This window comes from Streptomyces sp. CNZ287 (assembly GCF_007827615.1).
Genome location: NZ_VISV01000001.1, coordinates 827,918 through 847,430, shown reverse-complemented (window position 1 = coordinate 847,430; position 19,513 = coordinate 827,918). Strand labels below are relative to the sequence as shown.

Here is a 19,513-nt window from a genome sequence, read left to right as displayed (position 1 = left end):
TCCCATCCCCCGCGTGAGCGTCCGTTCCGCTTCGGACGCAGACCCTAGCCCCCCTGAAGCGCGGCCCGCCGCCGGTCGCTGAAGTAGAAGGCCGCCAGCACACCGCCCAGGAGGCCGAAAAGGTGGGCCTGCCAGGATATCGACTGCTCCAGGACCTGGTCCGTCGGCAGGGCGCCCCACACCATCGAGCCGTAGACCAGGGCCACCACGATGCCGATCAGCACGTCGGACATCCGCCGGTCGACGAAGCCGCGCACCGCCACGTACGCGAAGAGGCCGAAGACGACCCCCGACGCGCCCGCCGTGGCCGTGCCCGCGGGCGAGACCAGCCACACGCCGAGCCCGCTCACCAGCACGATCACCGCGACCACGCCCACGAATCGCCCGATCCCCCGCATCGCCGCTATGAAGCCCAGCACCAGCAGCGGCCCCGTGTTCGCCGACAGGTGGTCCCAGCCGAAGTGCATGAACGACGCCGGGACCACGTCCCGCAGCTCGCCGAAGTCGCGCGGCGTGATCGCGTACGTGTCCAGCTTGTTGCCGCCGGCCTGGTCGACCGCCTCCAGCACCCACAGCAGCGCCACCCACGCGAGCATCACCATCCCGGCGCGCTTCACGTATATGCGCCCGCGCGGCGGCCGGGCCGCCCGTGCGGGCCGCGCGGCGGGGGTGCCGCGCCCGTAAGGTTCGTACATCACCCGAGCCCCCTTCGGACCAGTGTGTCCTCCCTGAGGGAAACGCAGGCGGCCTGCGCCGCGGTTCCCGGCGCCGGATAGGCTCGCCGGGTGGAGCCGCCTCACCAGACGCCGTACGAGAACCCGGACGGACCGCCGTCCGAGGGGCCGTACGCCGCGCCGTACGCCGGGCAGCCGGGCCGCGACCGGCGCCGGCCCTGGGTCGTCGGCGTCTCCGGCGCCTCCGGCACCCCGTACGCGGCCGCCGTGCTGCGCGCGCTGCTGGCGGCCGGGGAGGCCGTCGACCTCGTCGTCAGCCGGGCCGCGCGGCTGACGGTGCTGGACGAGACGGGCGGCCCGTTCCGCGACGCGCACTGGCGCGACGACCTGCGGCGCTGGCTCGCCGCGGGCGCCGAAGGACGGCCGGACGCCTTCGGTCCGGTGGACCTCTCCGGCGTACGGCACTGGGCGGCCGGCGATCTGGCGGGCGGCCCCTCCTCCGGTTCGTACGCCGCGAAGGGCATGATCGTCGTCCCGGCGTCGACCGCCGCGGTGGCCGGCATCGCGCTCGGGCTCTCCAAGGACCTCCTCCAGCGCGCGGCGAGCGTGACGCTGAAGGAGGGTCGGCCGCTGGTCGTCGTCGTACGGGAGACGCCGCTGCCCGGGCCGACGCTGCGGCAGATGGTCGCCCTGGACGAGGCGGGCGCCGTGGTCCTCCCGGCCGCACCCGCCTTCTACGCCGGGGCCACCGGCATCCAGGACCTCGTGGACTTCGTCGCCGGCCGCGCCCTTGACGCCGCGGGCGTGGCGCACAAGCTCTATCGCAGATGGGAAGGGGAGCTGGGGCGCTCCCGCTGACACAGCAGATGGCACGCAGCAGACAGCCGGCAGCCGGCACAGCAGCACGGAAGGCTTGAGATCGCACATGGACGCCGTCGACAGACAGCTCATCCAGGCACTGCGGGAGAACGGCCGGGCCTCGTACGCCGAGCTGGGCCGGCTCGTGGGGCTCTCCGGGCCCAGCGTCACGGACCGGATCAACCGCCTGGAGGCCGCCGGGGTGATCACCGGCTACCGCGCCACGGTCGACGCCGCCCTGCTGGGCCGGGGCGTCACCGCGCTCGTCGGGATCTCGCTCTCCGAGGCGGTGGACCACGACGACGTCGCGGACCGGCTGCGGGACCTGCCGGAGATCGAGGACTGCTTCTTCATCGCCGGTGCGGATTCGTTCATGCTCAAGGTGCGGGCGCCGGACGTCGACGGGCTGGGGAAGACGGTGCGGCGGATGTCGCGGATCAAGGGCGTCTCGCACACGGCGACGACGGTGGTGCTCTCCACGATGTGGGAGAGCAGGGTGGGGGAGATCGCGGAGGAGTAGGCCGCGTAGGCTCGGATACGCGCAGATGCGCAGGAACGTGACTTACGGGCTGGGAGGCGGCGCGTGGACGCAGGGCTCAGGCGCGAGCTGGCGGAGAAGGCGCGCGCGGGCGCACGGCTGAGCCGGGCGGACGGCGTCGCGCTGTACGGGAGCGACGACCTGGCGTGGCTGGGCGGGCTCGCGCACGAGGCGCGGACGCGGCGGCACGGGGAGCGCGGGTACTTCGCGACGGCCGCGGACCCCGCCGAGCCGGTGGCGGAGGTCTCGTACGGCGGGGAGGACCCCGCGCAGACCGTCGACGTGCTCCTGGCGCTCCGGGACCGGCAGGACGCCGGCGCCGGCCTGCTGGCCGTCGTGCCGCTGGCGGCGGGGCGGGTCACGGGCGCGGCGGCGCTGAAGACGTTCGCGGTGGCGCGGCTGCTGCTGGACAACGTGCCGCACGTACGGGCCGCGTGGACCGCGTACGGCACGCAGACGGCGCAGCTCGCGCTCCAGCACGGCGCGGACGACTTCGCCCCGGCGCCGGGCGCGGCCGGCACGCTCCCGGCCGAGGAACTCGTCGAGCTCATCCAGGACGCGGGCCTGCACCCGGTCGAGCGCGACGCGCGCTACGCCGCCGTCCGCGAGCACGCGGGCCCGGACCCGGAGCGGCGCGAGGCGCCGCAGCCGATGCGCTTCTGAGGCCGCCGTGACCCTGCGCTACGAGCTGGACCCGGCGGTCACCCCTGCCCTGCGGGACGGCATATGCACGCTCTGGGCCGACGTCAGCAACGCGGGCGGCGCGGTGGGCTTCGTCCCCCCGGTGACGCCCGCGGACATCCGCCCGGAGCTGGTCAAGCACCTCGCGGCCATGGCGGAGGGCCGCACCCACCTGATCGCCGGCCTCGACGGGGCCGGCCGCCCGGCCGCCACCGCGTTCCTGACGCTCAACACCCACCGCCTGATGCGGCACTGGTGCTGGCTCTACACCGTGATGGTCCACCCCGGCCGGCAGGGCACGGGCGAGGGCCGCCGCCTCATGGCCGCCGCGGCGGACGCGGCACACGGCCTGGGGATGCGGGGGATCCGGCTGACGTGCCGGGGCGGGACGGGGGCCGACACGTTCTACGCGTCCTGCGGCTACAAGGAGGTCGGCCGCGTACCCGACGCGATACGGGTCGCGGACGACGACTACCGCGACGACATCACGATGTGGCTGCCGCTGCATACTTGAGTACGACTCGCACGGAGCACCACCGGCACGGAGCACCACCCGCACGCAGCGCCACCCTGACCGACGGAGCAGAGAGCAGAGAGAAGTTGTCAGCCGTGACCCCCAAACCGAACCCCGCCGTCCGCTACACCGCCATGCGCCTCGGCGTCTTCGCCGCGTCGTTCGTGATCCTGGCCGTCCTGGTCCGGGTCGGCGCGCTCCCGGCGGGCCTGGGCGACTCGAACTACCTGTGGGTCATGCTGCTGTCGATCGTCGTCTCCGCGCCGCTGAGCTTCGTCCTGCTGCGCCGGCAGCGGGACGAGATGTCGGAGCAGATCGTGGGCCGGGTGCAGAGGTCGAAGGAGCGGCTGGCGGCGAACCGCAGCCGCGAGGACGAGGCGGACGACGAGGCACGCGGCACGGCGTAGGTACGCCGTAGGGGAGCGCTGTAGCGGAACGGCGTGGAGGGAACGGCTGGGAGGGCCGCACAGGGGGACGTGAGGGGCGTCACCGTCACCCCCAAAGCCGCACTATGGGAATGTCAAAGCAGGAGTGTTAGTCTTCTCGTCATGACGACGACGGTGCCTGCGCTTCGCATGCCTACGAGCCCTCTGCTCGTGGCGCGCCTGCACGTCGATCTCTGCCGCTGCCTGTCCGCGGCATGTCAGAGCCGCTAGTCCCCGCGCTCTGACCGGTCACGCACCACATTCCCCAAGTAGCAGACGCGCGCCCGTCGTCCCGGTCCCGGCACCACCGTGCCCGGACGAGGCGGCCCGGCGCGCCCAGTCACGGAGACGCCCGTGTCCACACCCACCCCCGCCCCCACCGCGCAGCCGCGCAGCGGCTTCCGGATACCCAAGGTGCCCTTCTGGGCCCAGATCCTCGCCGGCCTCGTCCTCGGCGTGCTCCTCGGCTGGGCCGCCCGTACCGGCGACGTCGCCTGGCTGAAGGACACCCTGGACCAGATCGGCACCATCTTCGTCCAACTGCTCAAGCTGGCGGTCGCCCCGCTGGTGTTCTTCGCCATCCTGGTGTCGATCACCAACCTGCGGAACGTCAACAACGCCGCCCGCCTCGCGACCCGTACCCTGCTGTGGTTCTTCGCCACCTCGCTGATCGCGGTCGCCATCGGCCTGGCCATCGGCCTGCTCACCAACCCCGGCGCCGGCACCGACCTGTCCCCGAAGGACGGCGCCGCCCCCGAGGACAGCGGCTCGTGGATCGACTTCCTCACCGGGATCATCCCGACGGACGTCATCACGCCCTTCACCGAACTGAACGTGCTGCAGATCGTCTTCATGGCCGCCGCCCTCGGCGTCGCCGCCCTGAAGCTCGGCGAGAAGGCCCAGCCGATCATCGCGTTCAGCGAAACGATTCTGGAACTGCTGCAGAAGGCGCTGTGGTGGGTCATCCGCCTCGCCCCCCTCGGCACCGTGGGCCTCATCGGCTTCGCGATCGCCGACTACGGCTGGAACCTGATCAGCAAGTACGCGACCTTCACCGCCGACGTCTACATCGGCTGCGCCCTGGTCCTCTTCGGCGTCTACCCGCTCCTGCTGGCCACGGTCGCCAAGGTCAGCCCCCTGCAGTTCTTCCGCGGCGCCTGGCCCGCGATCCAGCTCGCCTTCGTCTCCCGCTCCTCGGTCGGCACCATGCCGGTCACCAAGAAGGTCACCGAACGCCTCGGCGTCCCCAAGGAGTACACCTCCTTCGCGGTCCCCTTCGGCGCGACGACGAAGATGGACGGCTGCGCCGCGATCTACCCGGCCCTGGCGGCCATCTTCATCGCCGAGATCTTCGACGTCAGCCTGGGCCTCCAGGACTACATCCTGATCGCCTTCGTCTCGGTCATCGGCTCCGCCGCCACCGCGGGCCTCACGGGCGCCACCATCATGACCACCCTGACCCTCTCCACCCTGGGCCTCCCCCTGGAGGGCGTGGGCCTGCTGCTGGCGATCGACCCGATCCTGGACATGGTCCGCACGGCGACGAACGTCGCGGGCCAGGCGGTGATCCCGGTGCTGGTCGCGTCGCAGGAGAAGATCCTGGACCGCGACATGTACGAGAACGCCACCAGCTTCGACCTCGACGACCCGGACCCGGTGGACTCCCAGCAGCCCGCCCAGAGCCCTGCGGTCACAGTACCGGCCTGACCTGCTCCACAACGCGCGTTGCCCGCACCCTCCCGACTGGGCAGGGTGCGGGCAACGGCCTGCTTCAGTGCTTTTGCGTTCGAGAATGTCCTGTCCAAGTCCTCATGCGGCCGTTCCTCGACGCGGTGCCGTCTCAGCTTCGCCACGTTCTTGTGAGTGCCCTGTCACGTGAAGTCACCGTGTTTGGCGAAGAGGAATCAGGGGCGATGCTGGAGGCTCTCGCACGGCAGCACGACCTGTGGGCGAACATCAACGCAACGCCGGTGGAAGACCGGCTCGGAGCCGACCTGATCTACTACCACGAGGCCACCCAGAGCTTTGTTCTCGTGCAGGTCAAACGACTACCGTCGGCTGCGGGCGACCGGTGGATGTACGTGGATCAGCGGTTGCTCGGGCAACTCGACCGTCTGGACCGGGTCGCGGCTATGAGCAGGACCCCTCAGGTGCCTGACCAGTGTGGACGTCCCTGCTCGGCCCGGCCAGATGGCCACTAGCATGCCGTCCACCTGGCCGCTGCGTGTCCGTCTAAGTGACCACGAAAGTGCCGTCCATGTGGCCGTTGATGTTGGATGTGTGGCAGCGTGGGACGTATGTCTACCCCTCGTGACCTCATCCCGCGCCAGGCGGAGCACCTGGTGAGCGATTCCCTGGAGGACACGCGCGTCGTCCTGATCAATGGCGCCCGGCAGGCGGGTAAGTCCACTTTGACCCATTTGATCACTGGGGGTCGCCCGGATGCGGTTATTCGGCTGCTCGACGACAGGGCGACATTGCAGGCTGCCCGGGATGATCCGGTGGGTTTCGTCGAGCATGACGCCTTGATGGTCATCGACGAGATTCAACTGGTGCCTGAGCTGCTGCGCTCGATCAAAGTCGCGGTCGACCTGGATCCGACTCCCGGCAGGTTCCTGCTCACCGGCTCCTCCCGGATCCTGGCCCTGCGCACGCTGCCGGACGCACTGCCCGGTCGTATGGAGGTGATCGAGCTGTGGCCGTTCTCGCAAGGCGAGCTGCACGACGGCGCCGACCGGTTCATCGACGCCGCGTTCGCTCACGGTCCTGCCCTCAAGCACACTTCTGCTCTGCGTAAGCGCGACTACCTGGAGCGAGCCGTCGTCGGCGGCTTCCCGGAGGCGGTTCGGCGCAACTCGCGGCGCCGCTCCGCGTTCTTCAACTCCTACCTCTCCACCTTGATCGAACGCGATGTGCTGGAGCTGGCGAGCATCGAGCGACACGGCGAGCTGCTCAAGCTCCTCGCTTTGCTCGCGGGGCGGGCAGGTGGCCTCCTGGTCCCCGGGACGCTCGCCGGCGCATCCGGTATCCCGCGCACCACCCTCGTGCGTTACCTGGAATTGCTTACCTCGGTATTTCTCATCAAGACCATTCCAGCCTGGTCCTCCGGCGTTTCGCATCGTGCCGTAGCCACCGGCAAACTCGGCTTCGTCGACACCGGAATCGCCTGCCATCTCATCGGCCAGGACGTGCACCGGCTGGCCGAACCCGATGGCGCGGCGGGTCCCATGCTGGAGAACTTCGCAGTCATGGAAATTGCCCGCCAGTTGACGTGGTCTGAGCAGCAGGGACGTCTATACCACTACCGCACCAAGGACAAGCTTGAGGTCGATGCCGTCATCGAGACGCCCGATGGCCGGGTGATCGGAGTCGAAGTCAAGGCCGGCGCCACAGTTCGTACCGACGACCTGGCCGGACTGCGGAATCTGGCCCGTCTCCTGGGCGATCGATTCGTCGCCGGCTACGTCCTCTACACCGGGGCTCAGACACTCCCGTTCGGCGACCGCATCCGCGCCCTGCCGATGGAGGCGCTGTGGCACCTCGCCCCCTGACTCCAGCGTCAGCAGGCCAGAGCACACCGGAGCGGCCATCGGGCCAACATACCTACATGTGGTCCGGCGACGAACGTCGAGGATCAGGCGGTGATCCCGGTGCTGGTCGCGTCGCGGGAGAAGATCCTGGACCGCGACATGTACGACAACGCCACCAGCTTCGACCTCGACGACCCGGCCCCCCCACGGACTCCAACTCCTCCAAGACCCCGGTCACAGCAGCGGCCTGGCCACCACCGCTCCCCACGCGACGTCCGCACCCTGTATCCGGCTCTGCGCCGCTTGACCAGCCGACGGCCCGGCTTCGGCCCTCGTTTGAGGAGTGCGGCTTCCGCGAGCTCGTCCAGGGCGGCCTCGATCCGGTCGTACGCGCGGTAACCCTGCCCGGCCCGGTTCTCCGGTCTCCTTCGCGATCTGGCCGGTGATGGAGGAGGCGCGGCGGTGCGCTTTCAGTAGAGCGTCGGGTAGAAGGGCGTGCCTGTTCCAGGGTCGCGTGCGTGGGGCGGTGTGGCCGGGTCAGGTGTGTGGCGGCTGGGGGCCGTCCGTGCCGTAGTTCGGGTTCGCCTGGTAGATGCCGGTGAGCGCGCCGTCAGGATCCACCTCCCAGGCCCCGATTATTGCGCTCGGCGGCACCTCTCCATGGGGATCATCGACCATCGCTTCGTCGATCTCGTACACCCAGCCGCCGGGATGGCGCCGTGCCTCAGCCATCAGCTCGGGCGGCGCTTTCCGCGAAGACCGAGCCGAGACGGCCCGTCGTCTGAAAAGCCGTCCCATCCCGCTTCCCCTCCTCAGCAGTTGGCCCCCTCAGCCATCCTTCCCGCACGGGCGGGTGCCGAAAGCACCGGATTGCCCGTGCAGCCGTTCGCTGGGTGGGGCGTCGTACGGGCGTGAGGGGCATCCGTTGGCCGTCGGGGCGCTTTTCCGCCTGCCTTCGTGCTGGGCCCGCTGACCGGGGTGCTGTGCGGGTATCTCGCCGCCTCGCTCATCATGCGCTCGCGTGCCTACGGCGATGCCGGGAACGAGCCGGGACACCGTTTCGCCCTCATCTTCTTCGACCTCCCCGCTCTCATGCCGGGCTGTGCTCTCGCCACATGGATCGCCTCGGGTTTCCTGTGGTGCCCCGTCCGGCCCGCTTCCCTGGAAGGCGGCCGTCTTCACCGTGGTGCCGATCTCGCTGGAGGTCGTTCGCGTGCCTCGGCACCCTGGACGGGGTATCCCGGCGACTCCGGCCTCTGCCCGGCCGGCAACATCCCGCCCTGGTGGCCTTCGTGGCTACCCGCGTGAGCGGACCGGGGCAGCAGCTCTGCCAGACTTCTCCGGTGATCGTCAGACTTGCTACGGAGCCGGACTTCGGCGGGTTTCTCCGGCTTGCGGGTGGGGTCGAGCAGTGGTTCGGGGCCATGGTCGACGAGCCCGGGTTTCACGAGGCCGTGCGGGAGCACATGCGGCGGGGGGCTGCCCTCGTCGCCGTTTCCGGGGGGTCCGTTGTCGGGGGTTGCTGTTCGGGGGTGAGGCGCCCGTTTTCCGGGTGCACTGGCTGGTGGTCGACGAGGACGTGCGGGGGAGCGGTGTCGGGCAGGCACTGATGGAGGAGGCGGAGCGGCGGTTCGTGCGGGGGCGGGGCGGGTGGGTCGAGGTGGTCACGTTCGGGGCCGATCACCCCGGGGCCGTCGCCAGTGGGGCGCGGGTCTTCTACGAGCGGCTGGGGTTCAGGCCCGCCGAGGCCGCCCCGCACGGGCCCGAAGGGGGTTCGCGGCAGGTGTTCCGGCGGGCGGTGGGGGAGCCGGGGTAAGTGAGGGGTGCGGGTTCGTACTCAGGCGGGGGTGAGTACCTTCGCTCTGGTTCGGGCCGCGGGCCGGGCACGAGGGTGGGGGTATGCGTCGTGTGCTGCGGATTCTTCTCTTCCAACTACTCTCCCTCGTCCTCCTGGCCGGCGCCGCCGCCGGGGCCTGGGCCGTGTGGCTCGGCTGGGACCAGGAGCGCGAGGTGAGCGGTGACACCGGGACCGGGCCGTACGCGGCGTGGCAGGTCGGCGGGCTGGTGCTGACACTGCTCGTCGCCGTGGCCGTCGTCGCGTACGTGCGGCACTTCGTGCCCGCCGTGCTCGGGTCGACCGCCGGGCTGACCTTCGCCTCGTACTACGACTGGTCGGACGACAACACCGGGCTCTTCGCCGTCGGGGTCGCCCTCATCCTCATGGGGACCTTCGTCGGCTCCGCCCTCGTCGCCGTCGCCGTGGGTGCCGTGCGCGGCGAGCCCGACGCGGGGCAGGGGGCCTTCGCCGTCTGCCGCTGACGCGGCGCCGGCGCGCGCGGGGCGACGCGCGGGGCAAGCGGAACCGGGAGTACCGGGCAGGGCGTCCTCTGGCGGGGTGGCCTGCCGTTCGCGAGAATGCGGCGTCCGTTGCCGCCCGGCGAGTCGTACGAAGCCGACGCGAACGTCACGGAGCCACCCATGACGCACTCCGCACCACAGCAGAAGCAGCACCCGGCGCCCGCACCCCCGTCGCAGTACCTCAAGGAGATCAACTCCAGACTCCTCCCCGGCACCGCGGTCCCCCCGCTGCTGCCCCCCGCCGTCCGCGCCGACGCCCGCGGCGTCCGCGAAGCGGAGGTGCCCCCCGCCGCCCCGCACGCCCAGCACGGCTCCCTCGCCGACATCCCCTTCGACAACGCCGCCCACGCCCCCGGCGAACCCGCCCTCGCCCGCCCCCGCGCCGACGGGACCTGGGCCGACGTCACCGCCGCCGAGTTCGCCGAGCACGTCCTCGCCGTCGCCAAGGGCCTCATCGTGCACGGGCTGCGCCCCGGCGACCGGCTCGCGATCATGTCGCGTACGACGTACGAGTGGACCCTGCTGGACTTCGCCGCCTGGGCCGCGGGACTCATCACCGTCCCCGTCTACCCCACGTCCTCCGCCATCCAGGCCCGCCACATCCTGCACGACTCCGGCGCCCTCGCCTGCGCCGTCGAGAGCGTCGAGCAGGCCCGCCTCATCAGCGGCCGGCGCCAGGACCTGCCGCACCTCGCCCACCTCTGGCAGCTCGACACCGGCATCCTCGGCCAGCTCGCCGCCGCCGGCCGCGACGTCCCCGACACCCTCGTCCGCCAGCGCCGCGCCGGTCTCGGCCCGGCCAGCGTCGCCACCGTCATCTACACCTCCGGCACCACCGGCCTGCCCAAGGGCTGCGTCCTCACCCACGGCAACTTCCTCGCCGAGGTCGACAACGCCATCGAGCTGCTCTACCCCCTCTTCACCGCCGTCAGCGAAGACCCTCCCGCCACCCTCCTCTTCCTCCCCCTCTCCCACGTCCTCGGCCGCATGACCGCCATCGGCTGCCTCCGCGCCCGCGTCAAGCTCGGCCACGCGCCCAGCATCAAGACCGAGGACCTGCTGCGCGACCTCGCCGCCTTCCGCCCGACGTTCTTCGTCGGCATCCCGTACGTCCTCGAAAAGGTCTTCAACACCGGCCGCGCCACCGCGGAAGGCATCGGCCGCGCCGCCTCCTTCGACCGCGCCGCGAAGGTCGCCGTCCGCTACGCCGAGGCCCTGGAGGCCGAGCTGCACGGCGAGGGCCCGGGCCCCGGAGCGCGCCTCAGAGCGCTGCGCAAGCTGTACGACGCGCTCGTCTACCGCCGCATCCGGGCCGCGCTCGGCGGCCGCGTCAAGTACGCGATCTGCGGCGGCTCCCCGCTCGGCCGCCGCCTCGCCGCCTTCTACGCGGGCGCCGACGTCATGGTCTTCGAGGGGTACGGGCTCACCGAGACCACCGCCGCCGCCACCGTCACCCCGCCGCTCAAACCCCGCTTCGGCACCGTCGGCTGGCCGCTGCCGGGCACCGCGATACGCATCGCGCACGACGGCGAGGTGCTGGTCCGCGGCGGCCACCTGTTCTCCGGCTACTGGGACGCCGAGGCCGGCGTCACCCGGCTCGACACCGACGACGGCTGGTTCGCCACCGGCGACCTCGGCGAGCTGGACGCCGACGGCTATCTGACGATCACCGGCCGCAAGAAGGATCTCATCGTCACCGCCTCCGGCAAGAACCTCGCCCCCGCGCCGCTGGAGGACCGGCTGCGGGCGCACCCGCTGGTCAGCCAGTGCCTCGTCGTCGGCGACGACCGCCCGTACGTCGCGGCCCTCCTCACCCTCGACCCCGAGGGGCTCCAGCACTGGCGGATGATGCGCAAGCGCGATTACGTCCCGGTCACCGAGCTGGTACGCGACCCGCTGCTCCGCGCCGACCTCCAGCGGGCGGTCGACGGGGCGAACGAGCTGGTCTCGCGCGCTGAGTCGATCCGCCGGTTCGCGGTGCTGCCCGCGGACTTCACGGAGGAGGCCGGGTATGTGACGCCGTCGATGAAGCTGAAGCGGGCGGCGATCGTACGGGACTTCGGGCACGTCATCGACGAGCTGTACGCGGCCGAAGGCTGACCGGGAACGGGCCCCGGGGCCCGGCGGCTTGCGGGACGCGGGCCCGCACCGGGCGCCCCCTACCCCCGTTCCGCATCCGCCAGCAACCTCCGCAGCGACGCCCGCGCCGGCGGGCCCCACGTCGCCTTGCCGCCCTTCCGGCCCCGCACGCCCGCCTCCCCGACGAGCAGCCCGACCAGCGCCCGCATCACCGCGACGCCGCGGGCGCGGCGCAGTGTCGCCGCGTCGACGGCCGGTCCGTACGCGGTGAGGAAGCGCTCCGCCGCGGCGTCGTCGGGGAGCAGGATCCACGCGGCGGCGAGATCGAGGGCGGGGTCGCCTGCGCACAGGTCGCCGAAGTCGACGACGCCGCAGAGGGTGCCGTCGGCGGTGAGGACGTTCGCGGGGTGCAGGTCGCCGTGCTGCCACAGCGCCGGGCCGCCCCACGGGGGCGCGGCGGCGGCGTCGTCCCAGACGGCCCGTACGGCGTCCGCGTCCGCGACGAGCCCGAGGCCGGCGGCCTCCGCGAGCTGCTGCTCGAACCACCCGGACGCGTCGGACAGCGGCCCGCCGCGGCCCCGCCCGGCGGGGGCGCCGCCGGGGGCGGGCCGGTGCAGCGCGGTGAGGAACGCGGCGAGGGCGTCGGCGGCGGCCGGGCCGCGGGTGACCGGGGCGCGGTCGGCGGGGGTGCCGGGCACCCAGGTGGTCACGATCCAGGGGCGCCGGAAGCGTTCGGAGGGCTCGCCGATGCGCTGCGGTAGGGGCACGGGCAGCGGCAGGTGCGCGGCCAGCTCGGGGAGCCAGGCGTGCTCCTTGCGCAGCAGCTCGTCGGCGGACTCCGTGGCCCATGGGAGGCGGACGGCGAGGTCGTCGCCGAGCCGCCAGAGCTGGTTGTCCCAGCCGCGGGCGCCGAGGGTGAGGGGGCGGTCGGCGAGGTCGGGGTGCTGCTCGCGCAGCAGCTCGCGGATCAGGTCCGCGGTGATCTCGGGGCCGGTGCCGGCGTCGGAAGCGGGTTCGGCCGCGGTGCCGTCCCCGGCCCCCCGCCCGGCCTCGCGCCCAGCCCCGTCCCCGGCCTCCCGCTCAGCCTCGCCACCGGTCGCGCCCTCGCCGCCCGTACCGCCCGCCGCGCTCTCGCCGCCCGTACCGCCCGCCGCGCCTGCCTCGTGCTCGGGCCCCGCGCCCGTCTCCGCGTCGCTCATACGACGCCACCGTATCCGCCCCCCGCCGGCACCCGGGCATGAGAAAACCCCCGCCAGGAGGACGGGGGTTTCTCAGGTCAGCCTGGGGCTAGCGTCACGACGGGGAGACGTTGGCCGCCTGCGGACCCTTCGGGCCCTGCTGCACGTCGAAGGTCACCTGCTGGTTCTCCTCGAGCGAGCGGAAGCCTTGGGCGTTGATAGCGGTGTAGTGGACGAAGACATCGGGACCGCCGCCGTCCTGGGCGATGAAGCCGAAGCCCTTTTCAGCGTTGAACCACTTGACGGTTCCGGTAGCCATGAGCCCTCCTTGGGCCAAAGGGTCGCCCTGCCCCAGAGCCTCGAAGAAGCCTGAAAACGACACATGCCCACGGCGTCAGAATCTCCGCAGGCACGGTACTGCAAGGAAACCAAACTGCAACTTGCGGTTGAGCCTAGCACGCGCGAGCCCGCCCCGGTAGGGAGAAGATCACCCTCCGGTGTGCCCCCGTACCCGAGTGCGGTCAGGGCTGCGGTTAGCCTCGGAGCCGTGACAGCACCGCCTGACGACGCAGGAGCCCGGCGCCGGCCACGAGTCGGCCACATCCAGTTCCTGAACTGCGTCCCCCTCTACTGGGGCCTCGCCCGTACGGGCACCCTGCTCGACCTGGAGCTTTCGAAGGACACCCCGGAACGGCTCAGCGAGCAGCTCATCGGCGGGGAGCTGGACATCGCTCCGGTCACCCTCGTGGAGTACCTCCGACATGCCGACGAGCTCGTCGCCCTCTCCGACATCGCCGTCGGCTGCGACGGGCCCGTGATGTCCTGCGTGATCGTCTCGCAGCGCCCGCTGGGGGATCTGGACCGGGAGCGCGTGGCGCTCGGTTCGACTTCCCGCACCTCCGTGCGCCTGGCCGAGCTTCTCATCGGCGAGCAGTACGACATCACGCCCGACTACTACTCGTGCCCGCCCGACCTCTCCCTGATGATGCGCGAGGCCCAGGCCGGCGTGCTCATCGGGGACGCCGCGCTGCGCGCGTCGCTGCACGACGCCCCGCGGCTCGGGCTGCACGTGCACGACCTCGGGCAGATGTGGAAGGAGTGGACCGGGCTGCCGTTCGTCTTCGCCGTATGGGCCGTACGCCGCGACTTCCTGGCGCGCGAGCCCGACCTGGTCGCGAACGTGCACCGGGCGTTCCTCGACTCCCGCGACCTGTCGCTGGCCGAGGTCGACAAGGTGGCGGAGCAGGCGGCCCGGTGGGAGTCGTTCGACCCGCCGCTGCTGGAGCGGTACTTCCGCACGCTGGACTTCAGGCTGGGCGCCGAGCAGTTGGAGGGCATCGACGAGTTCGCCCGCCGCGCGGGCTTCCCGGACGAGGCGCGGGTACGGCTGCTGCCGGCGGCGGGCGGCGCCTAAGCTGGGGCGGCCACGAGGGGCGTACGGGGGACCGTAGGAGAGGCGGGACCGGGGGGAGTTCATGCAGCCAGTTCAGAGCGGCGATCCCGAGGCCGTCGGGCCGTACCGGGTGCTGGGCAGGCTCGGCTCCGGCGGCATGGGCCGGGTCTTCCTCGGCCGCAGCCCGGGCGGCGCCACCGTGGCCGTCAAGGTCGTCCACCCGCACTTCGCGCACGACGACGAGTTCCGTGCCCGCTTCCGCCGTGAGGTCGAGGCCGCCCGCCGCGTCGGCGGCGCCTGGACCGCGCCCGTGCTCGACGCCGGGCCCGACGACGACGTGCCGTGGGTCGCCACCGGGTACGTCGCCGGGCCCAGCCTCGGCGACGCGGTCGCCGAGCACGGGCCGCTGCCCGAGGAGACCCTGCGCCCCATGGGCGCCGGCCTCGCCGAGGCGCTGGCGGCCGTACACGGGCTCGGGCTCGTCCACCGGGACGTCAAGCCCTCCAACGTGCTGCTCACTCTCGACGGCCCCCGGCTCATCGACTTCGGCATCGCCCGCGCCACCGACGGCACCGCCTCGCTGACCGCCTCCGGCGCCTCGGTCGGCTCGCCCGGCTACATGTCGCCCGAGCAGATTCTCGGCCGGCCCGTCACCGGCGCGGGCGACGTCTTCAGCCTCGGCGCCGTGCTGGTCTTCGCGGCCACCGGGCGGTCGCCCTTCCCGGGCGACAGCGCGCCGACGCTGCTGTACCTGGTGGTGCACGAGGAGCCGCAACTGCACGGTCTCAGCGGGGAGCTGGGGGAGCTGGCCCTCGCGTGCCTGTCGAAGGACCCGGCGGGGCGGCCGGAGCCGGCGGAGCTGGTGGACCGGCTGACGGCGGGCGGCGAGGCGGCACACCTCGTACGGCCCGGCTGGCTGCCGCCGCCGGTCACGGAGCAGATCAGCCGGCGCGCGGTGGAGCTGCTGGCGATGGAGGCGCAGCCGGCGGCCGCGCCGGAGCGGCGGGACGACGGGCTGCCGTCGGGTCCCGTGCCGCTGCAGCAGGCGGAGTACGGGCCGGGGGCGTTCGGGCCGCCGCCGGTGCTGGACGGCACGGCGGCGGGCGCGACGGCCGGAGCGGGGGCGCCGGGTGCTCCGCAGGCGGACGGCGCGGCGGCGTGGGCGACGCCGCCCGACGGGGCCGGTGCCGGGGCCGCGGGCGCCGCGCTCGGCGCGGCCGCGGTGACGGCGCCGGAGCGGCGTGCGGAAGTCGGCCTGCGCTCGCGCCGGTTCAGTTGCACGCTGGTGCTCTCCGTCGCCGGCGCCCTCGCGGCGCTGATGCTCGGCCTCTTCTTCGTACCCGGACTGCTGGACGGCGGCGCCGACCGCCCGCAGGCCCAGAACCCCACCGGCGGCAACTCCGCGGGCAACGGCAACGACAGGGGCAACGAGGACGGCGCAGGCGGCAGCGGCGGCGCGGCCACCGACAGCCCGTCCCCCGAGCCCACGAAGGCCGTCGACGGCGTCCCCGAGCGGTTCCTCGGCACCTGGAACGGCGAGGTCCTCCAGGACGACGGCGTCCCGAACGGCCGCGTCAGCGTCGAGATCGAGGAGGGCGGGAAGGGCGAGTACGTCGCGTACTTCGACTACTCCCTCTACGACGTCGCGCACTGCTACAGCCGCGCCAAGCTCACCGCCGCCACCGGCGGATCCCTCGTCCTGCGCGAGGAGGACGACCCGGCGAGGAAGAACAGCGAGGGCGTGTGCGCCCCCGGCACCTCCGAGGTGACGCTGACGCACAAGGGCGGCGCGACGGTGGAGTACCGCTCCGACGCCGAAGCCTCCGGCAACCCGCGCGCCACCCTGCGGAAGGGCGGCGGCTGACCCCGGCGCCCGCCCCTGCGCCGGAGCCCGCGGCCTGCTCCGCGTAGGCTGGGGTCCGCTCGTACGCACCACTCGCGGAAGGGGCCGGTCACCGTGACCACCGATCTGCAGGCAGTCCTGGACCGCGCCGCCGCGGGCGGCCGCGTCACCCCCGGCGAGGCCCTCGACCTGTACCGCTCCGCCCCGCTGCACGCGCTGGGCGCCGCCGCCGACGCCGTGCGCCGCCGGCGCTACGCCGGGACCGAGCACATCGCGACGTACATCATCGAGCGGAACATCAACTACACCAACGTCTGCGTGACGGCCTGCAAGTTCTGCGCCTTCTACGCGCCGCCCACCGCGAAGGACAAGGGCTGGATCCGCGGCCTGGACGACATCCTGCGCCGCTGCGAGGAGACCGTGCAGCTCGGTGGCACCCAGATCATGTTCCAGGGCGGCCACCACCCCGACTTCGGCGTGGAGTACTACGAAGAGCACTTCTCCGCCATCAAGAAGGCGTTCCCGCAGCTCGTCATCCACTCCCTCGGCGCCTCCGAGGTCGAGCACATGGCGCGCATCTCCGGCACCACCGCCGAGGACGCCATCCGCCGCATCCACGCCGCGGGGCTGGACTCCTTCGCCGGCGCCGGTGCCGAGCTGCTGCCGGCCCGGCCGCGGCAGGCCATCGCGCCGCTGAAGGAGAGCGGCGAGCGCTGGCTGGAGATCATGGAGAGCGCGCACGGGCTGGGCGTGGAGTCGACGTCCACGATGCTGATGGGCACGGGCGAGACGAACGCGGAGCGGATCGAGCACCTGCGGATGATCCGGGACGTGCAGGACCGCACCGGCGGGTTCCGGGCGTTCATCCCGTACACCTACCAGCCGGAGAACAACAAGCTGAAGGGCCGCACCCAGGCGACCACGCTGGAGTACCTGCGGATGATCGCCATCGCGCGGATCTTCCTCGACAACGTGGCGCACATCCAGGGCTCCTGGCTCACCACCGGCAAGGACGTCGGCCAGTTGACGCTGCACTACGGCGCGGACGATCTCGGCTCGGTGATGCTGGAGGAGAACGTGGTGTCCTCCGCCGGGGCGCGGCACCGCTCGAACCTGCGCGAGATCATCGAGATGATCCGCGGCGCCGACCGGGTGCCGGCGCAGCGGGCGACGACATACGAGCATCTCGTGGTGCACGACGACCCGGCGGACGACCCCGTGGACGACCGCGTCGTCTCGCACCTGTCGTCCACCGCCCTCGACGGCGGTACGGCGCACCCGGAACTGACGCTGGTGGAGGCCGACCGGTGACGCGCGCGACCCTGGAGAAGCAGCCGCACGAGGTGGCGGCGATGTTCGACGACGTCGCCGCGAACTACGACCTCACCAACGACGTCCTCTCCCTCGGCCAGGCGCGGCTGTGGCGCAAGGCGGTCGCCCGCGCGGTCGACGCGCGGCCGGGGCAGCGGGTGCTGGACCTGGCGGCGGGTACGGGCACGTCGTCGCTGCCGTTCACGGCGGCGGGCGCGTACGTGGTGCCGTGCGACTTCTCGCTGGGCATGCTGCGCGAGGGCAGGCGGCGCCACCCGCGGCTGCCGCTGACGGCCGGGGACGCGACGCGGCTGCCGTTCGCGGACGGGGTGTTCGACGCGGTGACGATCTCCTTCGGGCTGCGCAACGTGCAGGAGACGGCCGCGGCGCTGCGCGAGATGCGGCGGGTGACGCGGCCGGGCGGCCGGCTGGTGATCTGCGAGTTCTCGCACCCGACGTGGGCGCCGTTCCGGACGGTCTACACGGAGTACCTGATGCGCGCGCTGCCGCCGATCGCGGAGCGGGTGAGCAGCAGCCCGGACGCGTACGTCTACCTCGCGGAGTCCATCCGCGCCTGGCCCGACCAGCCCGCGCTGGCCGCCGAACTCGGCGCCGCCGGCTGGACCCGCCCCGCATGGCGCAACCTCAGCGGCGGCATCGTCGCCCTCCACCGCGCGTACGCCCCGAGCTGAGGCCGCCGGGTCCCGGGCACGGCCGGGGCGGACGTGAGGGTGCCGGGGGCGGGACCTAGAATGCGGGGACCGACCCGCGTTCCCTGGGAGCCGCCGTGACCGACGCCTCTGAGTCCACTCGCACTGCCGATGTCATCGTCGTCGGGGCCGGGCCGGCCGGCTCGACGACCGCGTACTACCTCGCGAAGGCCGGGCTCGACGTCCTGCTGCTGGAGAAGACGGCGTTCCCCCGCGAGAAGGTCTGCGGCGACGGGCTCACCCCGAGGGCGACGAAGCAGCTTCTCGCCATGGGCATCGACGTCTCGGAAGAGGCCGGCTGGCTGCGGAACAAGGGCCTGCGGATCATCGCCGGGGGCAACAGGCTGCAGCTCGACTGGCCGGAGCTGGCCGCGTACCCGGACTACGGGCTGGTGCGCAAGCGCGACGACTTCGACCAGCAGCTCGCCCAGCAGGCGCAGAAGGCGGGCGCCCGGCTCTACGAGCGGTGCAACGTCGGCCGGCCTGTCATCGACGAGCGCACGGGCCGGATCACCGGCGTGCACGCCAAGCTCGGCGAGGAGAAGACGCCCGTCACCTTCCACGCCCCGCTGGTCATCGCCGCCGACGGCAACTCCTCGCGGCTCTCCCTGGCCATGGGCCTGCACCGGAACGAGAAGCGCCCGATGGGCGTGGCCGTGCGGACGTACTTCACCTCCCCGCGGCACGAGGACGACTATCTGGAGTCCTGGCTGGAGCTGTGGGACAAGCGCGGCGCCGAGGACCGGCTGCTGCCCGGGTACGGCTGGGTCTTCGGCATGGGCGACGGCACGTCCAACGTCGGCCTCGGCATCCTCAACTCCTCGTCCGCCTTCAAGGAGCTGGACTGGCGGGACGTGCTCAAGGCGTGGTGCTCCTCGATGCCGGAGGAGTGGGGCTACACCCCGGACAACATGACGGGCCCCATCCGGGGCGCCGCCCTGCCGATGGCCTTCAACCGCCAGCCGCACTACGACCGCGGCCTGCTCCTCGTCGGCGACGCCGGCGGCATGGTCAACCCGTTCAACGGCGAGGGCATCGCGTACGCGATGGAATCCGGCCAGATCGTCGCGGACGTCGTCGTCCAGGCCCACGGCCGCTCGACCCCGGCCCAGCGCGAGCTGGCCCTGCAGCGCTACCCGAAGGTCCTCAAGGACACCTACGGCGGCTACTACCAGCTCGGCCGCGCCTTCGTCCGCCTCATCGGCAACCCGAAGGTCATGAAGCTCGCCACCGAGCGGGGCCTCACCCACCCGGTCCTGATGCGCTTCACGCTCAAGCTGCTGGCGAACCTCACGGACCCCCAGGGCGGCGACGCCATGGACCGCATCATCAACGGCCTGGCGAAGGTCGCCCCCCGGGCTTGAGAATTCGCGCACACGCGCCTGGGACGCAGACGCGAGAGCCCCCGCCGGACCGCCGGC

At 72.4% G+C, this 19,513-nt stretch carries 19 protein-coding genes and 1 pseudogene; 16 read left to right on the top strand and 4 right to left on the bottom strand.

Annotation, left to right across the window (positions count from 1 at the left end; translation table 11 throughout):
* Positions 1 to 44: 44 nt before the first annotated feature.
* Positions 45 to 602, bottom strand: a complete 558-nt coding sequence (locus tag FB457_RS03965) for a rhomboid family intramembrane serine protease (RefSeq protein ID WP_173534939.1) — start codon at positions 600 to 602, stop codon at positions 45 to 47.
* 183 nt (positions 603 to 785) lie between these two features.
* Here FB457_RS03965 and FB457_RS03960 point away from each other — a divergent pair, with 183 nt between their 5' ends.
* From FB457_RS03960 to FB457_RS03925, 8 genes are all read left to right on the top strand, one after another.
* The gene (locus FB457_RS03960; protein ID WP_125936564.1) at positions 786 to 1,532 is read left to right on the top strand and encodes a UbiX family flavin prenyltransferase; all 747 of its coding nucleotides are present in this window, start codon (positions 786 to 788) and stop codon (positions 1,530 to 1,532) included.
* A gap of 67 nt (positions 1,533 to 1,599) precedes the next feature.
* Positions 1,600 to 2,052, top strand: a complete 453-nt coding sequence (locus FB457_RS03955) for an Lrp/AsnC family transcriptional regulator (protein WP_018840218.1) — start codon at positions 1,600 to 1,602, stop codon at positions 2,050 to 2,052.
* A gap of 63 nt (positions 2,053 to 2,115) precedes the next feature.
* Positions 2,116 to 2,733 (top strand): hypothetical protein, encoded by a 618-nt coding sequence (locus FB457_RS03950; protein WP_047017457.1) that lies wholly within the window; start codon positions 2,116 to 2,118, stop codon positions 2,731 to 2,733.
* Between the two features lie 7 nt (positions 2,734 to 2,740).
* A complete protein-coding gene (locus FB457_RS03945; protein ID WP_047017458.1) occupies positions 2,741 to 3,265 on the top strand; it encodes a GNAT family N-acetyltransferase in 525 nt (174 codons plus the stop codon).
* 95 nt (positions 3,266 to 3,360) lie between these two features.
* On the top strand, positions 3,361 to 3,672 hold the full coding sequence (locus tag FB457_RS03940) for a DUF4229 domain-containing protein (protein WP_047017459.1): 312 nt from the start codon (positions 3,361 to 3,363) through the stop codon (positions 3,670 to 3,672).
* A 372-nt stretch (positions 3,673 to 4,044) separates the two neighbouring features.
* A complete protein-coding gene (locus FB457_RS03935) occupies positions 4,045 to 5,397 on the top strand; it encodes a dicarboxylate/amino acid:cation symporter (protein ID WP_145780798.1) in 1,353 nt (450 codons plus the stop codon).
* 104 nt (positions 5,398 to 5,501) lie between these two features.
* Positions 5,502 to 5,891: a hypothetical protein gene (locus FB457_RS03930; RefSeq protein ID WP_145780796.1), complete on the top strand. Its 390-nt coding sequence runs from the start codon at positions 5,502 to 5,504 to the stop codon at positions 5,889 to 5,891.
* Positions 5,892 to 6,032: 141 nt separating this feature from the next.
* Positions 6,033 to 7,241, top strand: a complete 1,209-nt coding sequence (locus FB457_RS03925; protein ID WP_216725715.1) for an ATP-binding protein — start codon at positions 6,033 to 6,035, stop codon at positions 7,239 to 7,241.
* A 516-nt stretch (positions 7,242 to 7,757) separates the two neighbouring features.
* Here the strand turns inward: FB457_RS03925 and FB457_RS35090 are convergent.
* On the bottom strand, positions 7,758 to 7,919 hold the full coding sequence (locus FB457_RS35090; RefSeq protein ID WP_164492571.1) for a hypothetical protein: 162 nt from the start codon (positions 7,917 to 7,919) through the stop codon (positions 7,758 to 7,760).
* Between the two features lie 644 nt (positions 7,920 to 8,563).
* Between FB457_RS35090 and FB457_RS03915 the strand changes: the two are divergent.
* From FB457_RS03915 to FB457_RS03905, 3 genes and pseudogenes are all read left to right on the top strand, one after another.
* Positions 8,564 to 9,036: pseudogene (locus FB457_RS03915) on the top strand (GNAT family N-acetyltransferase).
* Between the two features lie 83 nt (positions 9,037 to 9,119).
* Positions 9,120 to 9,539, top strand: a complete 420-nt coding sequence (locus FB457_RS03910) for a hypothetical protein (protein ID WP_047017465.1) — start codon at positions 9,120 to 9,122, stop codon at positions 9,537 to 9,539.
* 159 nt (positions 9,540 to 9,698) lie between these two features.
* Complete coding sequence (locus tag FB457_RS03905; RefSeq protein ID WP_078898401.1) at positions 9,699 to 11,678, top strand: AMP-dependent synthetase/ligase; 1,980 nt, start codon at positions 9,699 to 9,701, stop codon at positions 11,676 to 11,678.
* A 59-nt stretch (positions 11,679 to 11,737) separates the two neighbouring features.
* Here FB457_RS03905 and FB457_RS03900 read toward each other — a convergent pair whose 3' ends face one another.
* Entirely contained in the window at positions 11,738 to 12,856 is a 1,119-nt protein-coding gene (locus FB457_RS03900; RefSeq protein WP_078898402.1) for a phosphotransferase, read from the bottom strand.
* 94 nt (positions 12,857 to 12,950) lie between these two features.
* Positions 12,951 to 13,154, bottom strand: coding sequence for a cold-shock protein (locus FB457_RS03895; RefSeq protein ID WP_018840208.1), 204 nt, complete (start codon positions 13,152 to 13,154; stop codon positions 12,951 to 12,953).
* A gap of 228 nt (positions 13,155 to 13,382) precedes the next feature.
* Between FB457_RS03895 and FB457_RS03890 the strand changes: the two genes are divergently transcribed.
* The 5 genes from FB457_RS03890 (at position 13,383) to FB457_RS03870 (ending at position 19,456) form a co-directional block, all read left to right on the top strand.
* Positions 13,383 to 14,249 (top strand): menaquinone biosynthetic enzyme MqnA/MqnD family protein, encoded by an 867-nt coding sequence (locus tag FB457_RS03890; protein WP_047017466.1) that lies wholly within the window; start codon positions 13,383 to 13,385, stop codon positions 14,247 to 14,249.
* A 61-nt stretch (positions 14,250 to 14,310) separates the two neighbouring features.
* A complete protein-coding gene (locus tag FB457_RS03885) occupies positions 14,311 to 16,092 on the top strand; it encodes a serine/threonine-protein kinase (RefSeq protein ID WP_047017467.1) in 1,782 nt (593 codons plus the stop codon).
* A gap of 93 nt (positions 16,093 to 16,185) precedes the next feature.
* Entirely contained in the window at positions 16,186 to 17,382 is a 1,197-nt protein-coding gene (gene mqnC, locus FB457_RS03880) for a cyclic dehypoxanthinyl futalosine synthase (protein WP_047017468.1), read from the top strand.
* Entirely contained in the window at positions 17,379 to 18,074 is a 696-nt protein-coding gene (locus tag FB457_RS03875) for a demethylmenaquinone methyltransferase (protein WP_047017469.1), read from the top strand. The genes mqnC and FB457_RS03875 overlap by 4 nt, the downstream gene beginning before the upstream one ends.
* Positions 18,075 to 18,169: 95 nt before the next feature.
* The gene (locus FB457_RS03870; protein ID WP_047017470.1) at positions 18,170 to 19,456 is read left to right on the top strand and encodes a geranylgeranyl reductase family protein; all 1,287 of its coding nucleotides are present in this window, start codon (positions 18,170 to 18,172) and stop codon (positions 19,454 to 19,456) included.
* The last annotated feature ends 57 nt before the right edge of the window (positions 19,457 to 19,513 follow it).

Coding starts and splice junctions, on each gene's coding strand:
- FB457_RS03965 (WP_173534939.1), bottom strand. CDS start 602: ATGGTGATGCTCGCGTGGGTGGCGCTGCTGTGGGTGCTGGAGGCGGTC.
- FB457_RS03955 (WP_018840218.1), top strand. CDS start 1,600: ATGGACGCCGTCGACAGACAGCTCATCCAGGCACTGCGGGAGAACGGC.
- FB457_RS03930 (WP_145780796.1), top strand. CDS start 5,502: ATGCGGCCGTTCCTCGACGCGGTGCCGTCTCAGCTTCGCCACGTTCTT.
- FB457_RS03910 (WP_047017465.1), top strand. CDS start 9,120: ATGCGTCGTGTGCTGCGGATTCTTCTCTTCCAACTACTCTCCCTCGTC.
- FB457_RS03905 (WP_078898401.1), top strand. CDS start 9,699: ATGACGCACTCCGCACCACAGCAGAAGCAGCACCCGGCGCCCGCACCC.
- FB457_RS03900 (WP_078898402.1), bottom strand. CDS start 12,856: ATGAGCGACGCGGAGACGGGCGCGGGGCCCGAGCACGAGGCAGGCGCG.
- FB457_RS03895 (WP_018840208.1), bottom strand. CDS start 13,154: ATGGCTACCGGAACCGTCAAGTGGTTCAACGCTGAAAAGGGCTTCGGC.
- FB457_RS03885 (WP_047017467.1), top strand. CDS start 14,311: ATGCAGCCAGTTCAGAGCGGCGATCCCGAGGCCGTCGGGCCGTACCGG.